The organism is Ferrovum sp. PN-J185 (genome assembly GCF_001581925.1).
Classification (GTDB): Bacteria; Pseudomonadota; Gammaproteobacteria; order Burkholderiales; family Ferrovaceae; genus PN-J185.
The window spans coordinates 107203-127531 of the sequence record NZ_LQZA01000004.1 but is presented as its reverse complement, the minus strand read 5'-3'; the positions used below and the strand labels follow the sequence as shown (position 1 = coordinate 127531).

Sequence of the window (20329 nt, the reverse complement as noted above, 5' to 3'; positions counted from 1 at the left end):
AACAGTACTTTTACTACTCTACTTTGGTTTTTTAGCACGCACACCTAATAACGCACCAATACTTACCAGCACCACTCCAATACCTGTAGATAAAGTAATAGGCTCATTTAAAAATGGTATTGCAAGAATAGCTGAAGTTCCAGGTACGATAGCCAACGTGAGAGAAGCGGCACCGCTTCCTAACACTAACGTGGCAAAGGTATAACAAAATCCTGCTACCAGCGCAGCAATGATTCCTTGATAAAAGCCCTGTAACAAAATAGTTGAGAAGCTTGCTTCATGGATCCCTTTGGGGAGAAAAAGTAAATATATTGGTAAATAAATTAATAATGAAGTGACACCGATACCACTCATCGCATCAACAGGGCGAATGTTCCATATTCTTACTAAAATACCAAAGGTCGACCAAGCTAGCGCAGCAAGGATAAAGAAAATATCACCCCAAATAACATGGGGAGTATCTGCACTGTGAGTTTGTAGACTATGAAAACTAATGACTGCTACGCCCAAGGCAGCTAAGAATAGAGCCAGGAGTGAGAGAGGCTTTGGTCGGTCTTTCAGAAAAATCCAGGCAATCCCTGCAGTTGCAAGAGGAATGCCACCATTAATAATAATCCCTGCATGGGCGGCTGGAGCAAACATAAAGCCTGAGTAGGCGCACAATGCATAACCAAAGCCACCTACCGTACCTATAATAAACAGTTGTAGTTTATTAAGTTGATTACCAAAGATAAAGAAAATCGGTACCATGAATAAGCCAGATACCAAGAATCTTAATGCAGCTACGTCAAAGGGGGTAAGTACACTTTTACCGCCTAAACGAGAAACAATATTAAAGCCCGTCCAACAGCAAACTACTGTGAATGCGGCAAGATAGCCTTGCCATCTAGGAGTATTGGTACTGTTAATTGACATAGTAAGGTTGCAAATATCTTATAATACTGTAAAAGACATTGAATCTGTTAATTAAAACACTTTAACTTGTCGATTCTTAATAAAAGGGCATTCAGTGATTATGAAATTGCTTTTGTGGTTAGCGGTTATTTATTTTGCTGCAAAGTATGTTTTACCTATTTGGCGAAAGCATCAGGCTACTTTGAAGAAGTCTCAGGAATCTCCCATTGAGCATACTGAGGATATGGTGCGCTGTGCTAAGTGTGGTGTATTTGTTGTTCGCAATGAAGCCATCGCTTCTAAAGGCCGATATTATTGTTCTTTAGCGCACAAACAACAGGACCAAGCAGGTGCTTAATGACTCTTAGAATGAAACCTCAAGGTTGGGTGAGCGAGGCCGCGCAGGTGCTTTCTCCAAACTTCAACCAACGTCCTCGAGAGACAGAGGTGTCATTAATAGTGATTCATTGTATTAGTTTGCCTCCTGGAGAGTTTGGTGGCGAAGCTATCAGTAAGTTATTTTTAAACCAATTGGATTGTGACTCTCATCCTTATTATGAGTCTTTGAAGGGATTGGAAGTCTCCTCTCATTTTTTGATTCGCCGTAGCGGAGAACTGATACAGTATGTATCCTGTAATGACCGTGCTTGGCATGCTGGTATCTCAGTCTGGCAGGATAAGTCTAATTGTAATGATTACTCTATTGGTATTGAGCTTGAGGGAACCACTGATAGGAGTTTTACAGAAGAGCAGTATCTGAGTTTGGTTGAATTGGTAAAGTTATTAAAAAAACACTATCCCATTACTGATATTGTGGGGCATCAACATATAGCACCAGGAAGAAAAGATGATCCTGGACCGTATTTTGATTGGCATAGATTAACTTCTTAAAACAGCTTGTTAGTTGTTCACTTGATATGGGTCACTGTATAAAAGCGTTATCCTAGGATACAATGCCTCATTTTGGTAAAAAGCATTTTCTCGTAAAACGAATAATAGGAGTAGTTCATGGCCATGATGATTGGAGTCCCTCGGGAAATCCACCCAGGAGAGCGGCGTGTTGCAGCCACCCCTGAGTCTGCGTCTCAGCTTATAAAACTTGGTTATTCAGTCATGATTGAAAGTGGTGCAGGTGAATTAGCATCACTACATGATGAGGCTTATCGTGCAGTTGGTGTTGAGGTTGTGGATCGTGATACGGTATGGCAAAAGGCTGACATTATTCTCAAAGTTCGTGCTCCTCAATTTGATGCAACCAGTGGAGTTCATGAGGTCACTAAAGCGCGCCCTAAATCTATCATCATTGGTTTTGTATGGCCTGCGCAAAATGCTGAGTTACTAGAAATGTTTATCAAACAAGGAGTAACCGCCCTTGCTGTTGATACCATTCCACGCATATCGCGCGCACAAAAAATGGATGCCTTAAGCTCCATGGCTAATATTGCGGGCTATCGCGCCATTGTAGAAGCATCCAATCATTTTGGACGTTTCTTTACTGGTCAAATTACTGCTGCAGGTAAAGTGCCTCCAGCAAAAGTGATGGTTATCGGTGCCGGCGTTGCAGGGCTTGCAGCTATCGGTACTGCAAGAGGATTAGGCGCTATTGTTCGTGCTTTTGATACTCGTCCGGAAGTCAAACAACAAATTGAAAGTATGGGGGCCGAATTCCTGGAGCTTGATTTTGAGGAAGAAGGATCAGGAAGCGGTGGTTATGCCAAACAAATGAGCCCTGAGTTCATCAAGGCTGAAATGGAATTGTTTGCAAATCAAGCCAAAGAAGTTGACATTATTGTTACCACTGCCTTGATTCCAGGAAAGCCTGCCCCAAAACTCATCACAAAAGACATGGTTTATTCCATGAAAAAAGGCAGCGTGATTGTTGACTTGGCTGCAGAACAGGGTGGTAACTGTGAGTGTACTGTGCCAGGAGAAGTAGCCAATGTTGAAGGGGTGACAGTGATTGGTTACACCGACTTACCCTCACGTTTGTCAGCCCAATCAAGTCAACTCTACGGCACCAACTTACGTCATTTGTTAACGGATTTAACACCAAATAAAGATGGGCAAGTGCAATTAAATCTTGAGGATGATGTAATACGTGGCGCAACAGTTGTTCATGATGGTCAGCTAATGTGGCCTGCACCACCTTTAAAAATTCCTGCTATCGCACCAGCTAAACCTCAGGCTGCTATGCCTCCGCCAGCACCAAAACATGGTGAATCATCAGGACCGATGAAAGGGTCAACACTCGCTACCATCTTATTAGTAGGTGTGGTCTTATTTGCACTTATCGGCCTCTATGCACCGGCTGCTTTCTTGCCACATTTTACTGTATTTGTATTGGCTTGTTTTGTGGGCTATATGGTGGTGTGGAATGTCACACCAGCTTTACATACTCCGCTCATGAGTGTGACTAATGCAATTAGTGGAATTATTGTTATTGGTGCATTACTTGAAGTGGGAAGTTCTGATAGCGTGGTAATGATATTGGCTTTATTTTCTGTGCTAATCGCTACCATTAATATTGCGGGTGGTTTTAGAGTCACTCAGCGCATGCTTAACATGTTTCGTAAAGATTGAGGAGTGACCCATGAATCCAGGATTAATTACTGTTTCATATATCGCTTCTGCGATTTTATTTATCTTAAGTTTAGGTGGACTCTCTCGCCAAGACACAGCAAGACGGGGTAACTTCTATGGCGCAGCAGGAATGGCAATTGCTATCCTTGCTACCGTGCTTGGTACAGGAATCAGTCAATGGCTACTTATCCCAGCTATTGTGGTGGGTGGAGGGGTTGGTTGGATGCTTGCTGTAAGAGTTGAAATGACGCAGATGCCTGAGCTCGTTGCTGTTCTCCATTCCTTTGTGGGGCTAGCCGCCACATTGGTGGGGTATGCAAGCTTTTTAGATCCTAACGCCCACTACGTCGGTGCAGAACATACTATTCATGAATTAGAAATTTATATTGGTGTGTTTATTGGTGCAGTCACCTTCACAGGATCAATCATTGCCTTTGGTAAACTAAGAGGGATGATTTCTGGTAAACCTTTGACCTTACCTATGCGTCACTGGCTTAATTTATTCGGAATTCTTGTCACCATTTATTTGGGTAGCGTCTTTTTAAGTTCTGAAGGTAGTGCCGGTTTGCCTGCACTATTGATTATGACCGGTATTGCTTTATTGCTTGGTATTCATTTAGTTATGGCCATCGGTGGAGCAGATATGCCAGTTGTGGTTTCTATGCTAAATAGCTACTCAGGCTGGGCTGCTGCAGCAACTGGTTTTATGTTGTCCAATGACCTTTTGATTGTAACGGGTGCGCTTGTTGGTAGTAGTGGTGCAATTCTTTCTTATATTATGTGTCGTGCCATGAACCGCAGTTTCATCAGTGTGATATTGGGTGGTTTTGGGACAGGGAGTGGGACATCCAGTGCCGCTGCCGTTGAAGGTGAAGCCGTCTCAATCAGTGCTGAAGAAACAGCTCAATCATTAATGGATGCAAAAGAAGTGATTATTGTTCCAGGCTATGGTATGGCGGTAGCTCAAGCTCAGGGCGTAATTAGTGAGATCACCAAACGCTTACGCGCTAAGGGAGTAACTGTACGCTTTGCTATTCACCCTGTGGCTGGACGTTTGCCAGGTCACATGAATGTGCTGTTAGCTGAGGCTAAAGTACCTTATGACATTGTGCTTGAGATGGATGAAATTAATGAAGATTTCCCTGAGACTGATACAGTTTTAGTGGTTGGAGCTAATGATATTGTCAATCCTTCGGCACAAGAGGATCCTGGTAGTCCTATTGCTGGTATGCCTGTTTTAGAAGTATGGAAAGCAAAAACCGTGGTGGTATTTAAACGCAGTATGGCAACAGGCTATGCTGGTGTAGAAAATCCCTTATTCTTCAAGGAAAATACCCGTATGTTATTTGGTGATGCGAAGAAGAGTGTGGATGCCATATTGTCACATATCCCAGCTTAACTATTTGTGTTGCTAACCAAAAAAGCTCTTCAAAAAATGAAGAGCTTTTTTATTTTTCAGTGTTAAAGGTTATTTGGTTAATAAAGCCAGAGCCTTATCAATGCGGTGATCGATGCCTGAGTGTGTGCCAGGAAATTCACGGTAGATGTGGTTAATCCCATCACTTTTTAGTTGCCTTGATAGCTGACGCATACCATAGTGAATGTGGTATTGATCATTCCAGCCACAATCAAGATAAAGTGTTTTAAGTGTTCTTAATAAATCAGGTTGCTGTTTAACTCTATGAATAGGGTCCCAAGTTAACCAGTTATTCCAACGCTGATTAATTATTTCACCACTGTAAGCATTAAAAGGAATACGAAAGCCATTTTTAACCTGAGGATCTGGGTCATAGGTTGCTGCCATACAAATATTCATTAAAGCATGACTTTCATGATGGTTTGGGCGTTCATTTTTCCACATATAGTCAAGAAATGACTTCACTCGACCATCATCAATCCCAAGTGACAGTAGGTGGTTTATTTCTTGTGTGGGTTCATTACTGCTTTCAGCAATCAGTTGATCGGGTGCATATTTAGATAATGTTGTTAATGTGTTATGCCAGTCATTACGATAGAGAGCATCGAAAAAGCAATCGCCAGAGAGCATTCCAACGTTACCCCAAGTGGCAGGGTAAAGTAAGGCCGCCATGATAGCACCGTACCCTCCAGAGGACTTACCATAGATGACACGTTTCTCAGGTGCTCTAATTGTCGGTAGAGTGTGATCAACAAAAGCCAACAGCTCTTGGTTTATAAAGTCTCCGTATTGTCCTATGGCACTTGAATTTATGTATTGATTGCCACCTAAACGGGTAAAGGCGTCTGGGAAGACAACAATCAGATCAGGAATGGTTTGTTCATGGTAAAGACGACTAAGTCTATCTACAATATTCTCGTCAAAAGCGCGCCATGCAATCCTACCAGCACCAGTGCCTAAAAAACCAGCCAATTCAAAAACCAATGGAAAACGTTGACCTTGTTTGCTTTTTTCTTCAAAACGGGGTGGTACCCAAACTGGATGCTGACGAATTACAGGATCATTGAGAGGGTTATTATGTAAAACCTGGGAATGGTGTTCAAGAAAAAAAACACGCCCAGGTAAAATGTCTGGGCGTGTAATTAACATAGTGATAACGCTTAGGAGTTAACGCGACGACGATACTCACCGGTAGTGGTATCAATTTCAATTTTGTCGCCAGGTTCACAAAACAAAGGAACTGCAATTTCAAAACCATTTTTAAGTTTGGCTGGTTTTAGCACTTTGCCAGAGGTGTCTCCACGCACGGCAGGTTCTGTATACTCAATTTCACGAACTAATGAATTAGGTAACTGAACAGAAATAGGACGTCCATCATAGAGTGTGATTTCACAAGCCATCCCATCTTCAAGATAGTTTAGCGCTTCACCCATATTTTCTTGGTCCACTTCAAATTGATTGTATTCAGCATCCATGAATACATATGAGGGGTCAGCAAAATAGGAATAAGTAACTTCTTTGTGCTCTAAGATTACTTGGTCTAATTTGTCATCAGCTTTGTACACTACTTCACTGGCAGCACCTGTGAGTAGATTTTTCAATTTCATTTTAACAACAGCAGCACTACGACCACCTTTATTGTATTCTGTTTTCTGAATGACCATGGGGTCTTTGCCAACCATGATAACGTTTCCGGAACGTAATTCTTGAGCTTGTTTCATAATGGATCTCAAAGGATGAATTAAGCCCAATATTATACTCAATTTTTATTGTTTTTTTCTAAAAACTGGACAAGTTGGTCAATTAGGCTTGTTTGAACCAATAAACTATCTTGCCAAATTTGAGCATGTTCTTTGAGAATCAAATAGTTATCTAACAAATCTTGACAGTCTTTTTGAGTAATTGTCAGTCCTTTATTCCATTTTGTATGAAATGAAACCATACTCCTTATGGCGTCAGTTGCCTTCAAATGTTCACAATAACGCGTTAGAAACGCCTCTAATTTAGGCCAATGTGCATCTTCCTCTTGCGGATAAATTTGCCATATCAAGGGTTTTCCCATTAATTGAGCTCTGGCCCAAGTATCCTCACCACGTACAAATAGTAAATCCGCTGTCATTAAGTAGTCATCAAACTCAGTTTGTACAAGACGGGGTAGCCAAAGAAACCTTAGGGTAGAGTATGGATGATGTTGTTGCCAATTTTTAAGTTCTACGCTGAGTGGTAAGTCTTCAGGCACAATGATTTGGCAGACAATACCTAATGTATGCAAACTTGTTATAAAACTGATTAGCGGTGCGCTGTGATAGCAAAAGATAAATATTTTAAAAATAGCTGATGCGTCATCATGAGGGAGAATGGTATTTCTACCTCTAACAGTTAAGTCACACTTATCTTCTTGAATCAGCCCACCGCTTGTTGTGGTAAATCCAGGATAGAAAAAATACTCCACTAAAGGAGGATGGGGTGAGGGTTTTAAATGAAAGGATTCAATCCAACTTTCCGCGCTTAAATGCTCAACATTAACCCATTGTGGTAATGGATGAGTCGCCTTGGCAAGTTCACTATATTCCTTGGGGAGCGTGCAACCAAACAAGCTTATAATTCGCGCTGCAGGTAAAACTGTTGATGGAGAGATGGGCCACTGTTTGACTTCGAATAATTGCCGATCTCTTTTATCCATTAAACTGAAAATAAGAGAGGTATCATCGATAAATAGTGTCACTCGTTGGTGTTGACGAAGAGAGAGTTGCCTACAAAAACGCAGCGCCACACCAGCATCGCCAAAGTTATCGATAACCCGACAAAATACATGCCAGTGTGGAGACTCCTCGCTCATTTATAGTTGAGCAACAAAATCCGCGCCTGCTTGAGCAATGATGCCGTCTTGGAACGATTGCACTCCAGATATGCCAATCGCACCGATTAATTGGTTTTGGTACACTAAAGGTAGACCACCTTCTATAGGGGTTGAACCCGTGAGTTTTAACATGACAGTACGCCCACCACTCACCGCTTCTTCTAATTTTTTCGTTGGTCGATTAAATAAATAGGCTGTTTTCGCTTTTTCTTGAGAAACAACAATAGATCCCTTTTGGGTTCCGTCCATACGTTCAAGATAAATCAGATGACCGCCTTCATCAAGAATTGAGATGACCACGTTCCACTCATTCGATTCAGCTGTTTTACGTGCAGCTTCGGCGATACGCTTTGCATCATTGAGTTCAAGGCTAAAACGACTTTGCATGGGACAATCCTTTCAAAAATAATTAGTTTAGCACAATCATTTTTAGCTTTTAGCGTATAGTGCGAGTTAATAAACCAACTCTATTATGTCTCTTGTAGAATTTGCTCTACTAATAGTTCAGCACTGCCGGCACTCAGTGTCCAGCCAAGCGTTCCATGGCCAGTATTAAAGTAAAGACCTGTTATAGGCGAGGCGCCTATATAGGGATAGCCAGAGGGGGTGACGGGACGAAGCCCCGTCCATGGATTAATTTCATTAAAATCCAAGCCAGTTGGGAAAAATTGCTTGGTCCGTTTAACCAGAGCGCTAACGCGTTGTTGATTCAATGAATGATCCCAGCCAATAAATTCTGCCGTACCTGCAACACGTAAATAATCACCTAAACGCGACATCACAATTTTACCTTGGTCATCAGTAAGGCTTACTTGAGGAATAACTGATTTATCTATGATAGGTAATGTAATTGAATAGCCTTTTACAGGATAAATAGAGACTGATATACCCAGTGGTTTAATTAACTGCTGGGTCATCACCCCAGTACATAATACGATACGCCGAGCAGGTAATTGTTGTTGATTATTAAGTATCACTCCTTGACAACGTTGATTGCTATACCAAAGAGAGGAGACTGAAGCGTTGTTTAAAAAGTGTCCACCTAGAGACATAAAGTGTTGGCAGAGAGCCTGTGTCCATACTTTGGCATCGCCTGATGAATCATTTGGGCAATAGGTTGCGCCACTAAAAGACAGCGGACTAAATTGTAAGGTCGGCTCGATAATATTTAGAGCATTAAGATCTATGGGGTAGCGTTCATACCCTAAATCATTTACTACATGAGCATGGTGTAAGCCACGTTGATAAGCTTCATTGGAAGAATATAGATGAATTATCCCTTTATTCTGTTGTGCAAAATTTATCTGTAAGGATTGTTCTAAATTAATATGTGCAGAACGTGATCGCATGGCCAGAGACAGTAATCGTTTTAAATTATATTGATAACGCTCTGTAGTACCCTGGCGCAAGAAAGACATAACCCAAGCCCATTGTTTAAGATCCAATCTTAAGCGAAAAAGTATCGGCGAGGTTTCATCAAAGAGAGCTTTCAGGATATGTGGGTAAGTCTCTTTTGATGCCCAAGGCTCTACATGGCCATAAGACAATTGAGAACCATTGGCAAAAGAGGTCTCAAGTGCGGCTTCACTGTTTTGATCAATGAGTGTTACCTGAAAACCGTTTTTTTGTAGATACCATGCAGTATGAACGCCAACTACACCGGCGCCAACAACAATAATTGAAGAGGGGTCACTCATATTTTTAAAGACAATGGGTTAGGTTGAGAGTTCAGAGATTAATTGTAGCAAACACCAAAATTTCTGGGTCCGTTATAATAGATGTTTTTTTAAGGGTGGAGAACGACCATGATTTTAGATCGTGTGCCAGCAGGTAAAGATGTACCAAATAATGTTAACGTCATTATTGAAATTCCAATGAATGGTAGTCCTATCAAATATGAGTTGGATAAAGAAACGGGTGCAATGTTTGTAGATCGTTTTATGTCGACTGCAATGCACTATCCATGTAACTATGGTTATATTCCACAAACATTATCAGAAGATGGCGATCCTGTTGACGTACTTGTTATTACGCCTATTCCATTGATTACTGGAGTAGTCGTTCGTTGTCGCCCTATTGGGGTATTAAAAATGACTGATGAGGCTGGAGTAGATGCCAAGTTACTCGCCGTACCAGTAACCAAGTTATGTAATCTCTATGATGCAATTCAACAACCAGAGGATTTACCACCGTTAACCTTAAAGCAAATCGCTCATTTCTTTGAGCATTATAAAGATCTTGAGGCAGGTAAATGGGTTAAAGTTGATGGCTGGGAAGGGCCTGAAGTAGCTAAGGCAGAAATCTTGGCAGGTGTTAAAAACTATAATAAATAAACCAAATCATGTGGAGACCTGGATAGGAATGACAGGTCTCCCGTCAGGTGTTTTAGGTAAATCTTTCTTCCATGCATGTCCATAATTTAGTTCAAGTGTAATTTGGATATCTCCGTTTACACCTTGAGGAAGTTTCCCGAGCTCAATCATCCAAGGAGTGGATCGTTTTAATAACTTAAGTCTTGATTGAGCATAACCAAGATAAGTATAGAAATCATCAATCAATAATTGATGATTAGTAAAGGTTAGAGAAAGATTTTCTCGATCCATAACAGGATGTTGAAAACCGTGATGAATTAGCGCATCTCCCACATCATGCATATCAATCAATTGCTTTAAAAACCGTTGATGTTTAATTTGGTTAGGTATTTCTTTTAATGTATCAGGCCCAAAACTAGAAAAAATAAATAACCCATTGGGTTTGAGTATACGTTTCACTTCTTGTAATACTGTGTTGCCATCTACTACTGGGAGTAACAAATGGCAGATAACCACGTCAATACTATTTGATTTTATAGCTAATTGCTGCGCGTCGGAACAAAGAAAATGAAACTTATTTTTTTTTGTAATTTGTTGCCAAAAAGATCTTTTTTTACCAGAGATAGATGAAAGCATCTGCCAGGATATATCAACATTCAGTAATGAGGCATGAGGGAAGCGACCCATTAGTTCTGAATTGCCCCATCCAGGTCCACTGCCTAGATTGACGATTAAGTGAGGCGAGATATTAATAAAATCAAAATGTTCAATTAAACGCCCAGCAATATCCTGACTCCAGCTAAGATCATGCTGAGCTTCGACAAGTTGTTTCTCTTGATTCAAATAAGTGGGTTTCCCCATCATCATTTAAGCGTTTTCTGCATGTAACCCTAAGCGTATAAAGAGATCTTGATCTTTTTTAACATCAGGGTTACCGGTAGTTAATAGTTTTTCACCATAAAAAATCGAATTAGCACCAGCAAAAAAACATAAGGCTTGATGGGCATCGCTTAATTGTTCTCGACCTGCAGATAATCGAACTCTTGATTTTGGCATTAGAATTCTAGCAACGGCAATGGTTCTAATAAACTCAAAGGGATCTAATTCTTCTGTGCCATGTAAAGGGGTACCCTCAACTTGTACAAGTAAATTAATCGGTACAGATTCGGGTTGAGGAGACATACTGGCTAATTCATGAAGTAGACCAGCGCGCATAGCTCGCGTTTCGCCCATCCCAACGATCCCGCCACAACATACATGCATACCCGCTTGTCTGACTGCTTGAAGAGTATCGATTCTATCTTGGTAATCACGAGTCTTGATGATTTCCTCATAAAACTCGGGGGCGCTGTCTATATTATGATTGTAGTAATCAAGCCCAGCATTTTTTAATTTTTCAGCTTGGTGAGGCTTTAACATACCAAGAGTTGCACAGGTTTCAAGACCTAATTGTTGAACTTCAATGATCATATCAATAACTTGATCAAGGTCCTTATCCTTGGGTGAGCGCCATGCAGCACCCATACAAAAACGGCTTGCTCCTGCCTCTTTAGCGCGTTGTGCAGCCAAGCGTACCTCTTCAATACTTAACAAAGAAGAATTTGCAACTTGTGTTGGATGTCGGATTGATTGGGGACAGTAACCGCAGTCTTCTGGGCAGCCGCCGGTTTTAACTGACAACAAAGTGGACAATTGTATTCCATTGGCGTCAAAATGTTGACGATGAACAGTATGCGCCTTAAACAACAAATCATTAAAGGGTAGGTTAAATAACGCTTCAATATCAACACGACTTGGAACTTTGTGTTCACTGGTTACGGACTTGGTGGAGGATAAAGGCATATCAACTAACTGTGTCATATTCAACTCTTTTGGCAAAAACTTCACACATATTGTCAAATATTGATCAATTTGTCCATGTTATTAACATTTTTGGTGTCAGTATAGAAACGGGTTGTATTGCAGTAAAAAATAATGTTTTAATGGGTCTCTTTTTCTAATAGTCTACAGTTATCGTCATGTTTGATCTCATTTTATATCAACCTGAAATTCCACCTAATACAGGAAATATAATCCGTTTATGTGCGAATACGGGCACCAAATTACATCTTATTAAACCATTAGGTTTTCAATTAGATGACAAACAATTAAGGCGCGCAGGATTAGATTATCATGAGTTTGCGAGTTTATCTCTCTATGATGATTGGCAACATTATCGAAAAACCCATCCACAACAACATATTTTTGCATTAACAACCAAAGGTAGCGGACAAATGCATCGACATCAATTTGTTAGTGGTGATGGGTTTTTAATGGGACCTGAAACCAGGGGGCTACCACAAACGATTCTTGATGAATTTGAGCCTAATATGAGAATTCGCTTACCAATGGTGCCTGATAGCCGTAGTTTAAATTTATCCAATGCAGCAGCAGTAATTGTTTACGAAGCTTGGCGTCAAATTGGTTTTAGTGGCGCGCAAAATTAGATTTCTAACTTAGGCTCTCTATTAAGTAATGACTCTAAGGCTTGGTGGGCAGTGATTTGTCTATGTAGTAACGCTTCCACCATTCGGCTAATGGGTAAATCAACATGGTAAGTGTTGGCTAGATTAACTACTTCGAATGCAGCGCCTACCCCTTCTGCGACGTGTCCTAGTTGTTTTAAGATAACCTCTAAATGTTGTCCCTCTGCTAAAAATTTACCTACCCGGTAATTGCGCGATAGAGGACCAGTAGCAGTTAAAACCAAGTCGCCAAGACCTGAGAGTCCCATAAAGGTTTCACTTTTACCACCCATAGCAACACCAAGACGACTCATTTCGGCAAGACCACGGGTAATTAATGCAGCTCGGGCATTATGACCTAATGACAAGCCATCACTTAATCCTGCAGCGATAGCCATGATATTTTTCATGGCTCCAGCAATTTCAACACCAATTACATCTTGGCTGCCATATAGACGTAAGCGTGGGTGGTGAAGCGCTTGCATCAGGTGTTGTGTTAATTCAATATCATTTGATGCCAGGGTCACGGCAGTAGGTAAGCCTTTTGCGAGCTCTTGAGCAAAGCTTGGACCGGAGATAACGGCGCAAGGATATTTTTCTCCTAATATTTCTGCCGCAATCTGATGTGCTAATAAACCTGTTTTAGGTTCAAATCCTTTGCAAGCCCACAATACTGGATTATGAATAAGAGGTTGTAAGGTTGTTAAAACAGATCTCAACGCTGCAATTGGTGTAGCGACAAGTATTAAGTCAGTCTCATTAATCGTGTTTAAAAGATCATCGCTTAGCTTCAGTGCTGTGGGAAGAGTGATGCCTGGGAGGTAGGTTTCATTGACATGAGACTCCCTCATGTTTTGAATAGCATTGCTGTCTCTACCCCATAGAGTCACTTGATGCTGTTGGGACAAGTGGATCGCTAATGCGCTTCCCCATGCCCCATGACCTAAAACAGATATGTTCACGGTTATTGTGTTATCTGGGCACTGTCAACTTGGTCAATGTTATTTGCATTATTGCGTTGTTGGTAAAGTGCTTCAAAATTAACTGGATTAAGGATAACAGGAGGGAAACCAGCACGGACTACCAAGTCAGAAATAACTTCTCTGAGGTAGGGGAATAACATATTAGGACAGGTCACATTAAGCACAATATCCATGTCTTCTTGAGGGAGGTGTTCAATACGGAACACACCACCTTGAGTCGCTTCAACAAGAAACATGACTTTATCTTTCAACTTAGCAGTAACTGTTACTTTAACTGTTGTATGGTAAAGACCGCTCTCTAATTGGTTATGCTGATTTGAGAGCTCAACTTGTAACTGAGGGGTTTCTCTTTCTAAAAAAATCTGTGGAGCATGAGGTATTTCAAGAGATGCATCAACTACATAAAATTTTTCAACAGCAAAAACAGGTTGGCCAATTGCGTCTGACATAGTTATATTTCCATTAAGATTGTAAAAGTGGAAGGAGCTTACCTGATTTGTCTAAAGCGACTAAATCATCATATCCTCCAACATGGGTGCTACCAATAAAAATTTGCGGGACAGTTCGGCGTCCAGTTATTTCCATCATACGTGAGCGTTCTTCTGGATTGGCGTCAATTTCAATTTTTTTAATTGCGTCAACCCCTTTGCTTTTGAGTAATCGCTCAGCCATTACACAATAGGGGCAATATCCGGTGGTATACATCACCACATTACTCATGTTAAAACTCCTTTTTCCATTACTTACTTGATTTGTCTATCGGTAAACTGGCTTCAATCCAGGCCGTAATACCACCTTTGAGAATCAAAACATCGTTAAAACCTGCCGTTTTAAGAGCATTAATTGCTTTTTGTGGCACGCTACCTGCCATAGGGACGAGAATGACTGGACGGGAAATAAATCTTTTTAAATCAGCCAATTGCTCTTCGATTTGATCTAATTCTAGACGTTTAGATTGAGGGACGTGCCCTAAGTTAAAATCCTCTTGTTTGCGGCAATCAAATACCAAAGCATGTTTCTGGTTAATTAATTGTGTGGCGGTTAAGGGGGTAATTTGGTTTTGCTGCCCGATAAGTGATTGAACTTCAGGCCAAAGTACCATTAATCCGCTCGCAATAACCAGTACTACAAGGGCCAAATGTGCAGTGATGAATTCCAACTTTAAGTACCTTTGATTTAATGAAAAAGATTATTTTACCAGAGCAAAGCTGTTTTTTTGGTCAAAGTTGGTCCTTGACCTGTTAAAATACCGTATTTTGATGATAATTAAGTGATTAAACATGAAGAAACTCGTTTTATTACGCCATGGGCAGAGTCAGTGGAATGATGAAAACAGATTTACAGGTTGGGCCGATGTTCCGCTGACCAATGTGGGGTTACAGCAGGCCACTCTTGCCGGTCGTCTTATGAAAGAAGCAAAAGTGCTGCCTGATCTGGCTTTTACTTCACTGTTGAAACGTGCCATTAAGACGCTATGGTTGTCTTTAGATGAAATGGAAAGACAATGGATTCCTGTCACTAAAGATTGGCGTTTAAATGAGAGACATTATGGTGATTTACAAGGTTTGAATAAGGCTGAAACAGCAGCTAAATACGGTGAAGAACAGGTACTTGTTTGGCGTCGCAGCTATGATACACCACCCCCATCAATTGCTATTAATGACTCACGTTATGAAATTGCTGACCCGCGTTACGCCCATGTGTCACGTGATGTTTTTCCACGAGGTGAAAGTTTAAAAGATACTGTAGCTAGAGTTCTGCCTTATTGGCATTCAGATATTGCTCCGGAAATTCATGCGGGGAAACAAGTGCTAGTGGTTGCTCATGGTAATTCAATTCGTGCTTTGTTTAAGCATTTAATGCAAATAGATGATAAAAGTATCGTGGCAATCAATATTCCAACAGGCATCCCATTGGTTATTGAACTAAATGATGAGTTGATGGGAGTAAATCACTACTATTTAGGTGATGCTGAAGAGGTAGCAAAACAGCAACAAGCAGTTGCCTCACAAGGTAAAGCTAAAGCCTAAATGAAGCAATATGTGGTTTTTTTGGGGGGAGTATTATGGCTATCAACGCTCGCCATGGCCTCCCCAAGGCATGATCTGAATCATGTGCAAAAACAAATCCACCAATTAAAAAAAGATCTAAGTGAAACAAAGCATAATAGAGCCTTGGTTCAAAGCCAAATTAGACAGTTAGAGAAATCTATTGAGACTACGGCAAAAAAACGCTATCAATTACAATTACGTGAAAACGCCTTACGTCAAATTATTGCAAAACTGGAAAAAGAAACACAGCAAGCAGGGCGCGAACAAAATGCTCATCAATCAAACCTGTTTACACTGATTCACCAACGTTACGAACAAAGTCTTTTGCCTCAATCTAATTCGGATCAACAAACCGATGCGCAATTTTGGTTACAACTAGAGTATTTATCAGATCTCGCTCATGATCAAGATGTGGCAGCAAAACTTGCTTTACTCAAAGCCAATCAATTACAACAATTAGCAAATAAGCAGCGTGATAAGGTTAATGAATTAAAACAAGTAGAATCAACGTTTCAACAACAAAGTATCGTTTTGGAGGATCAAAAAAAGAAGCGTGATGCATTGTATGCTGAATTATCTAAAACCGAACAAGGACAGCAACAGCAACTCAATAACCTCATTAAAAACGAACAAGCGTTGACAAAACTCGTCAAGTTGCTAGAAAAAAAGGCAAAAGCCAGAAAGATTCGGCCGACCAACAAAAAGCCTAAACATATTGTCTCCCCTAATGCTGCGCAAGAACAACATATTGGTAACAATACAGTTTTACCGAGTCCAGAAGAGAGTAATTCACAATTCGCACTTCTTAAAGGACATTTACATTTACCGTTATTGGGGGAACTTGCTAATCGCTTTGGTAGTCCACGTTCTGATACGGGTTTAACTTGGCATGGCGTATATATTAAGTCAGATGAGGGGCAGCCTGTAAAAGCTGTGGCTCCTGGGCAAGTAGTGTATGCTGATTGGTTGCGAGGTTTTGGTAATCTAATCATTATTGACCATGGTGCGGGTTATATGAGCTTGTATGGTGGTGCACAGGCGCTATTAGCAGGCGTTGGACATGAAGTCAAAATGGGGGATACCATTGCGACAAGTGGACGATCGGGCAGTAATCCTCAAACCGGGATATACTTCGAATTACGTTATCAAAGTAAGCCATTTGACCCACTGAGTTGGGTTGGCGGCCGTTAATTAAATAAGAGGGATGTTATGGGGAGTCATTTTAAGAAAGTTGGTTTAGTACTAATGGGGGCGTTAATTGGTTTTGCTCTTACATTGAACTTTTCAGCGGTAGCTGATCGATCAAGTACGCTTACTAATGGTTTACCTGTAGACGAATTAAAAGCGTTTACGGAGGTTTATGGTCGAATTAAATCAGACTATGTTGAACCTGTTGATGATAAACAACTATTAAAACAAGCTATTATTGGCATGGTTTCTGGATTGGATCCTCATTCAGCCTATCTTGATCAAGAGGCATACAAAGAACTTCAACAGGGTACTCAAGGTGAGTTTGGTGGATTAGGAATTGAAGTCACTATGGATGATGGCCTTGTTAAAGTTGTTACACCACTTGATGACTCTCCTGCCTCACGAGCTGGTATTAAAACGGGTGATCTGATTTTTAAAATTGATAACGCTGCAGTGAAGGGAATGACATTAAACGATGCAGTTAAGCACATGCGTGGTAAGCCTGGGACCAGTATTGTTTTGACTGTATTAAGAAAGAACACCCCCAAACCTCTCACCTTTACTTTAGTAAGAGACATAATAAAAACCAAGAGTGTCACTATGACCACTCCTGAAAAGGGCTATGGGGTCATTCGTATTAGTCAGTTCCAAGAACGAACTGGGGAAGATCTGGCAAAAGCTATTGATGACTTGTATAAAAAAGACAATGGTCAAGTGAAAGGTATTGTTTTAGATCTCAGGAACAATCCTGGCGGGCTGTTAAATGCGGCAGTGGGAGTGGCAGCGTCATTCCTACCTAAAGATACCTTGGTGGTCTATACAGAGGGTCGAATTCCTGATGCTAAAATGCGTTTAACAGTAGCACCACAAAACTATCTACTATCAGCTAATAGCCCTGACTATATCGCAGATGAACCAGAGGCGTCACAAAAGGTACCTTTAGTAGTATTAGTTAATGGTGGTTCAGCTTCTGCTTCAGAGATCGTTGCCGGCGCACTTCAGGATCAGCATCGTGCAACAATTATGGGCACACAAACCTTTGGTAAGGGATCGGTGCAAACTATACTTCCATTGGGAAATAATACCGCCTTAAAGCTCACCACTGCCCGCTACTTCACACCAAGTGGTCGTTCAATACAGGCTAAAGGTATCGCTCCTGATGTGGTCGTCGCAGAACCCGGCATAATTGATGATGCTTTTGGGTTGCATGAAGCAGATCTAGAGGGTCATTTAGCCAATCCAAATGATGGGAAAAATGCAAAAAATATGGCTGCAGTTAAGGCTAATAAAGCCCCCACATCTATTGATAACGCCCATCTGAACGATAAAAAATCCGCTAAAACCGGTAAGGTTGATCCTAAGAAAGATGTGCAACTGGATGAGGCATTGTCATATTTAAAGCAGCATGCCAATACCAAGAAATAATGCCATATGGCGGAGTTGTTAAATGACAATGAGTTACTACGTTATTCCCGTCATATTCTATTAAATGAAATAGATGTGGCGGGAGTAGAACGAATCAGACGTTCTAAAGTATGTATTGTGGGTGTGGGTGGATTAGGGTCAGTAGCTGCACTGTATTTGTCCGCAAGTGGCGTAGGTGAGATTACACTTATTGATCATGACGCCATTGATTTAACTAATTTACAACGACAAATTGCTTTTAGCATGTCGGATATGGGGCTTAATAAAGCGCAGGCTTGTAAGCAACGAATTCAACAAATTAATCCGGATGTGGAGGTGACTGTTATTAGTGAACGGTTAACTACAGATCAAGGTGACAAGCTACTTCAATCAATGAATGTGGTATTGGATTGCTCAGACAACTTTGCCACCCGTCATGCTCTTAATAGGCTGTGTGTGAAACATAAAATCCCTCTTGTTTCAGGTGCTGCTATTCGTTTTGATGGACAGTTAACTGTTTTTGATGCCAGGCAGTCAGCTAATCCATGTTATGAGTGTTTGTTTCCAGATAGTGGCGTAAATCAAGATGAAGCCTGTGCCACTATGGGGGTGTTATCCCCTTTAGTGGGTATGATAGGTAGCGCTCAAGCAATTGAAGCACTTAAATTACTAGCTAATATTGGACAGAACTTGGTGGGGCGCTTAATGTTATTTAATGCCTTACGCTTTGAGTCACAATCTATTCAATATAAGAAAGATCCCCATTGCACTGTGTGCGCTCAACACGCGCTTTAATTTCTATAAAGAGTTGAATAAGCCTGTAAATCCCAGCGAGGATAAATGGCAAAATTTTCTTTTTGTGGAGAGTGCTGTCCCATTAGAAGCTTTTGTGCGCCTGCGTAGGCAATCATTGCTCCATTGTCAGTGCATAATTTTAGTGGGGGATAAAATACGTCACCGCCCTGTTCTTTGACCACCGTAGTGAGTTGTTTACGTAGTGTTAAATTGGCTCCCACTCCACCTGCGATAACCAATTGTTTTATACCGGTTTGTTTGATGGCTTGTAGTGCCTTTGCACATAAAGTATCCACCACGGCAGCTTCAAAGGAGGCGGCAATATCTTTGTAATCCTCTGCTTGATGTTGGGCTACAGTAAGCGATACAGCTGTTTTAAGGCCACTAAAACTCATCATTAAATCTCCACTATGCATCATTGGTCGCGGAAAGTTAAAGCGTTTAGGGTTACCTGTTTCAGCTAATTTAGCCAAATGGGGTCCCCCAGGATAGGGTAGACCCAATAATTTAGCTGTTTTATCAAATGCCTCACCGGCAGCATCATCAACACTCTCACCAAGCAGCTCATAACTTCCTACCTGGGTTACTTTCATGAATTGACTGTGTCCACCAGAGACCAATAGAGCAATAAATGGGAACTTAGGTGGTGTATCACTTAAGCATGGGGATAACAAGTGCCCCTCTAGGTGATGGATGGGGAGTGCTGGAATAGATAAAGCAAAGGATAAAGACTCAGCTACTGAGGCGCCAACCAAAAGCGCTCCAGCAAGCCCTGGACCAGCTGTGTAAGCAATAGCAGTAAGATCTGTGAGTTGGCAGTTGGCTGAAGAGAGAGTTTCTTTGATAAGGGGAGTAATGCGGCGAATATGGTCACGAGAAGCCAATTCTGGCACAACTCCTCCGTATTCATTATGTAGTTTAATTTGTGAATGAAGAGAATCTGCTAATAACCCTTGCTCGCTATCGTAAATAGCAACACCGGTTTCATCACATGAGCTTTCAATTCCAAGTACACGAACCATAGCTTTTCACATCAAAATTAAGATTTTAACCTGTATAGTGACAAAACTCGAGTTTTAATGCTAAAATATTTGTTTTTAATGATTACTTGTTAGAGGACTGAATGCCAAACATTCGTGTTAAAGAGAACGAACCATTTGATGTGGCCATGCGTCGCTTTAAGCGCGCCGTTGAAAAAACTGGCCTATTAACCGAATTACGTGCTCGTGAATTCTACGAAAAACCAACCGCTGAACGCAAGCGTAAACTGGCAGCTGCAGTGAAACGTCGTTACAAGCGTTTACGTAGTCAAATGCTCCCTCCAAAAATGTATTAATC

Annotated in this window: 24 protein-coding genes; 11 read left to right on the top strand and 13 right to left on the bottom strand. The window is 41.0% G+C overall.

All coding sequences use genetic code 11. From position 1 onward, the window contains the following. Nucleotides 1-18 precede the first annotated feature (18 nt). Nucleotides 19-915, bottom strand: coding sequence for a DMT family transporter (locus FV185_RS08310; protein ID WP_067496329.1), 897 nt, complete (start codon nt 913-915; stop codon nt 19-21). Nucleotides 916-1015: 100 nt separating this feature from the next. On the opposite strand from FV185_RS08310, the gene FV185_RS08305 reads away from it, so the two are divergent. From FV185_RS08305 to pntB, 4 genes are all read left to right on the top strand, one after another. Then, on the top strand, nt 1016-1252 hold the full coding sequence (locus tag FV185_RS08305) for a PP0621 family protein (protein WP_067496326.1): 237 nt from the start codon (nt 1016-1018) through the stop codon (nt 1250-1252). An 11-nt stretch (nt 1253-1263) separates the two neighbouring features. Continuing rightward, nucleotides 1264-1785 (top strand): 1,6-anhydro-N-acetylmuramyl-L-alanine amidase AmpD, encoded by a 522-nt coding sequence (ampD, locus tag FV185_RS08300; protein WP_197457846.1) that lies wholly within the window; start codon nt 1264-1266, stop codon nt 1783-1785. Between the two features lie 123 nt (nt 1786-1908). After that, nucleotides 1909-3474 carry a Re/Si-specific NAD(P)(+) transhydrogenase subunit alpha gene (locus tag FV185_RS08295; protein WP_067496414.1) on the top strand — a complete coding sequence of 522 codons (1566 nt, stop codon included), beginning with the start codon at nt 1909-1911 and terminating at the stop codon, nt 3472-3474. Nucleotides 3475-3484: 10 nt separating this feature from the next. Then, nucleotides 3485-4873 carry a Re/Si-specific NAD(P)(+) transhydrogenase subunit beta gene (gene pntB, locus FV185_RS08290; RefSeq protein WP_067496320.1) on the top strand — a complete coding sequence of 463 codons (1389 nt, stop codon included), beginning with the start codon at nt 3485-3487 and terminating at the stop codon, nt 4871-4873. A 69-nt stretch (nt 4874-4942) separates the two neighbouring features. Here pntB and FV185_RS08285 read toward each other — a convergent pair whose 3' ends face one another. The 5 genes from FV185_RS08285 to FV185_RS08265 all read right to left on the bottom strand — a co-directional run bounded on the left by FV185_RS08285 (nt 4943) and on the right by FV185_RS08265 (nt 9448). Continuing rightward, nucleotides 4943-6040 (bottom strand): alpha/beta hydrolase-fold protein, encoded by a 1098-nt coding sequence (locus FV185_RS08285; RefSeq protein WP_067496317.1) that lies wholly within the window; start codon nt 6038-6040, stop codon nt 4943-4945. A gap of 11 nt (nt 6041-6051) precedes the next feature. Next, on the bottom strand, nt 6052-6612 hold the full coding sequence (efp, locus tag FV185_RS08280) for an elongation factor P (RefSeq protein ID WP_067496315.1): 561 nt from the start codon (nt 6610-6612) through the stop codon (nt 6052-6054). A gap of 38 nt (nt 6613-6650) precedes the next feature. Continuing rightward, nucleotides 6651-7730, bottom strand: a complete 1080-nt coding sequence (gene earP, locus FV185_RS08275) for an elongation factor P maturation arginine rhamnosyltransferase EarP (RefSeq protein ID WP_067496312.1) — start codon at nt 7728-7730, stop codon at nt 6651-6653. Then, nucleotides 7731-8138 (bottom strand): GlcG/HbpS family heme-binding protein, encoded by a 408-nt coding sequence (locus FV185_RS08270; RefSeq protein WP_067496308.1) that lies wholly within the window; start codon nt 8136-8138, stop codon nt 7731-7733. An 83-nt stretch (nt 8139-8221) separates the two neighbouring features. Continuing rightward, nucleotides 8222-9448, bottom strand: a complete 1227-nt coding sequence (locus FV185_RS08265) for a D-amino acid dehydrogenase (protein WP_067496305.1) — start codon at nt 9446-9448, stop codon at nt 8222-8224. A 108-nt stretch (nt 9449-9556) separates the two neighbouring features. Between FV185_RS08265 and ppa the strand changes: the two genes are divergently transcribed. Continuing rightward, nucleotides 9557-10084, top strand: a complete 528-nt coding sequence (ppa, locus tag FV185_RS08260; RefSeq protein ID WP_067496302.1) for an inorganic diphosphatase — start codon at nt 9557-9559, stop codon at nt 10082-10084. A 6-nt stretch (nt 10085-10090) separates the two neighbouring features. On the opposite strand, the gene FV185_RS08255 is transcribed toward ppa, so the two are convergent. Beyond that, nucleotides 10091-10930 (bottom strand): methyltransferase domain-containing protein, encoded by an 840-nt coding sequence (locus tag FV185_RS08255; RefSeq protein WP_067496299.1) that lies wholly within the window; start codon nt 10928-10930, stop codon nt 10091-10093. Further along, nucleotides 10931-11905 (bottom strand): biotin synthase BioB, encoded by a 975-nt coding sequence (bioB, locus tag FV185_RS08250; protein WP_067496411.1) that lies wholly within the window; start codon nt 11903-11905, stop codon nt 10931-10933. 176 nt (nt 11906-12081) lie between these two features. Between bioB and trmL the strand changes: the two genes are divergently transcribed. Beyond that, on the top strand, nt 12082-12549 hold the full coding sequence (gene trmL, locus FV185_RS08245) for a tRNA (uridine(34)/cytosine(34)/5-carboxymethylaminomethyluridine(34)-2'-O)-methyltransferase TrmL (protein ID WP_067496296.1): 468 nt from the start codon (nt 12082-12084) through the stop codon (nt 12547-12549). Here the strand turns inward: trmL and FV185_RS08240 are convergent. The 4 genes from FV185_RS08240 to FV185_RS08225 are packed head-to-tail and all read right to left on the bottom strand — an operon-like array spanning nt 12546 to nt 14709. Next, nucleotides 12546-13529, bottom strand: a complete 984-nt coding sequence (locus FV185_RS08240) for an NAD(P)H-dependent glycerol-3-phosphate dehydrogenase (protein ID WP_067496293.1) — start codon at nt 13527-13529, stop codon at nt 12546-12548. The genes trmL and FV185_RS08240 overlap by 4 nt on opposite strands. A gap of 2 nt (nt 13530-13531) precedes the next feature. Then, nucleotides 13532-13999, bottom strand: a complete 468-nt coding sequence (gene secB, locus FV185_RS08235; protein WP_067496290.1) for a protein-export chaperone SecB — start codon at nt 13997-13999, stop codon at nt 13532-13534. Nucleotides 14000-14012: 13 nt separating this feature from the next. Next, nucleotides 14013-14270, bottom strand: coding sequence for a glutaredoxin 3 (grxC, locus tag FV185_RS08230; protein ID WP_067496287.1), 258 nt, complete (start codon nt 14268-14270; stop codon nt 14013-14015). A 19-nt stretch (nt 14271-14289) separates the two neighbouring features. Beyond that, on the bottom strand, nt 14290-14709 hold the full coding sequence (locus tag FV185_RS08225; RefSeq protein ID WP_067496284.1) for a rhodanese-like domain-containing protein: 420 nt from the start codon (nt 14707-14709) through the stop codon (nt 14290-14292). 121 nt (nt 14710-14830) lie between these two features. Here FV185_RS08225 and gpmA point away from each other — a divergent pair, with 121 nt between their 5' ends. The 4 genes from gpmA to FV185_RS08205 are packed head-to-tail and all read left to right on the top strand — an operon-like array spanning nt 14831 to nt 18991. Beyond that, on the top strand, nt 14831-15580 hold the full coding sequence (gpmA, locus tag FV185_RS08220) for a 2,3-diphosphoglycerate-dependent phosphoglycerate mutase (RefSeq protein WP_067496281.1): 750 nt from the start codon (nt 14831-14833) through the stop codon (nt 15578-15580). Further along, a complete protein-coding gene (locus FV185_RS08215) occupies nt 15581-16792 on the top strand; it encodes a murein hydrolase activator EnvC family protein (RefSeq protein WP_067496278.1) in 1212 nt (403 codons plus the stop codon). It abuts the gene before it with no gap. An 18-nt stretch (nt 16793-16810) separates the two neighbouring features. Continuing rightward, nucleotides 16811-18217 (top strand): S41 family peptidase, encoded by a 1407-nt coding sequence (locus tag FV185_RS08210; RefSeq protein WP_067496274.1) that lies wholly within the window; start codon nt 16811-16813, stop codon nt 18215-18217. 6 nt (nt 18218-18223) lie between these two features. Continuing rightward, nucleotides 18224-18991 (top strand): HesA/MoeB/ThiF family protein, encoded by a 768-nt coding sequence (locus FV185_RS08205; protein WP_067496271.1) that lies wholly within the window; start codon nt 18224-18226, stop codon nt 18989-18991. Here FV185_RS08205 and tsaD read toward each other — a convergent pair. Further along, nucleotides 18988-20013, bottom strand: a complete 1026-nt coding sequence (gene tsaD, locus FV185_RS08200) for a tRNA (adenosine(37)-N6)-threonylcarbamoyltransferase complex transferase subunit TsaD (RefSeq protein WP_067496269.1) — start codon at nt 20011-20013, stop codon at nt 18988-18990. The two genes, FV185_RS08205 and tsaD, sit on opposite strands and share 4 nt — an antisense overlap. A gap of 101 nt (nt 20014-20114) precedes the next feature. Here tsaD and rpsU point away from each other — a divergent pair, with 101 nt between their 5' ends. After that, nucleotides 20115-20327 carry a 30S ribosomal protein S21 gene (gene rpsU / locus FV185_RS08195; RefSeq protein ID WP_067496266.1) on the top strand — a complete coding sequence of 71 codons (213 nt, stop codon included), beginning with the start codon at nt 20115-20117 and terminating at the stop codon, nt 20325-20327. Nucleotides 20328-20329: the final 2 nt, after the last annotated feature.

Coding starts and splice junctions, on each gene's coding strand:
- FV185_RS08310 (WP_067496329.1), bottom strand. CDS start 915: ATGTCAATTAACAGTACCAATACTCCTAGATGGCAAGGCTATCTTGCC.
- FV185_RS08305 (WP_067496326.1), top strand. CDS start 1,016: ATGAAATTGCTTTTGTGGTTAGCGGTTATTTATTTTGCTGCAAAGTAT.
- ampD (WP_197457846.1), top strand. CDS start 1,264: ATGAAACCTCAAGGTTGGGTGAGCGAGGCCGCGCAGGTGCTTTCTCCA.
- FV185_RS08295 (WP_067496414.1), top strand. CDS start 1,909: ATGATGATTGGAGTCCCTCGGGAAATCCACCCAGGAGAGCGGCGTGTT.
- pntB (WP_067496320.1), top strand. CDS start 3,485: ATGAATCCAGGATTAATTACTGTTTCATATATCGCTTCTGCGATTTTA.
- FV185_RS08285 (WP_067496317.1), bottom strand. CDS start 6,040: ATGTTAATTACACGCCCAGACATTTTACCTGGGCGTGTTTTTTTTCTT.
- efp (WP_067496315.1), bottom strand. CDS start 6,612: ATGAAACAAGCTCAAGAATTACGTTCCGGAAACGTTATCATGGTTGGC.
- earP (WP_067496312.1), bottom strand. CDS start 7,730: ATGAGCGAGGAGTCTCCACACTGGCATGTATTTTGTCGGGTTATCGAT.
- FV185_RS08270 (WP_067496308.1), bottom strand. CDS start 8,138: ATGCAAAGTCGTTTTAGCCTTGAACTCAATGATGCAAAGCGTATCGCC.
- FV185_RS08265 (WP_067496305.1), bottom strand. CDS start 9,448: ATGAGTGACCCCTCTTCAATTATTGTTGTTGGCGCCGGTGTAGTTGGC.
- ppa (WP_067496302.1), top strand. CDS start 9,557: ATGATTTTAGATCGTGTGCCAGCAGGTAAAGATGTACCAAATAATGTT.
- FV185_RS08255 (WP_067496299.1), bottom strand. CDS start 10,930: ATGATGATGGGGAAACCCACTTATTTGAATCAAGAGAAACAACTTGTC.
- bioB (WP_067496411.1), bottom strand. CDS start 11,905: ATGCCTTTATCCTCCACCAAGTCCGTAACCAGTGAACACAAAGTTCCA.
- trmL (WP_067496296.1), top strand. CDS start 12,082: ATGTTTGATCTCATTTTATATCAACCTGAAATTCCACCTAATACAGGA.
- secB (WP_067496290.1), bottom strand. CDS start 13,999: ATGTCAGACGCAATTGGCCAACCTGTTTTTGCTGTTGAAAAATTTTAT.
- grxC (WP_067496287.1), bottom strand. CDS start 14,270: ATGAGTAATGTGGTGATGTATACCACCGGATATTGCCCCTATTGTGTA.
- gpmA (WP_067496281.1), top strand. CDS start 14,831: ATGAAGAAACTCGTTTTATTACGCCATGGGCAGAGTCAGTGGAATGAT.
- FV185_RS08215 (WP_067496278.1), top strand. CDS start 15,581: ATGAAGCAATATGTGGTTTTTTTGGGGGGAGTATTATGGCTATCAACG.
- FV185_RS08210 (WP_067496274.1), top strand. CDS start 16,811: ATGGGGAGTCATTTTAAGAAAGTTGGTTTAGTACTAATGGGGGCGTTA.
- FV185_RS08205 (WP_067496271.1), top strand. CDS start 18,224: ATGGCGGAGTTGTTAAATGACAATGAGTTACTACGTTATTCCCGTCAT.
- tsaD (WP_067496269.1), bottom strand. CDS start 20,013: ATGGTTCGTGTACTTGGAATTGAAAGCTCATGTGATGAAACCGGTGTT.
- rpsU (WP_067496266.1), top strand. CDS start 20,115: ATGCCAAACATTCGTGTTAAAGAGAACGAACCATTTGATGTGGCCATG.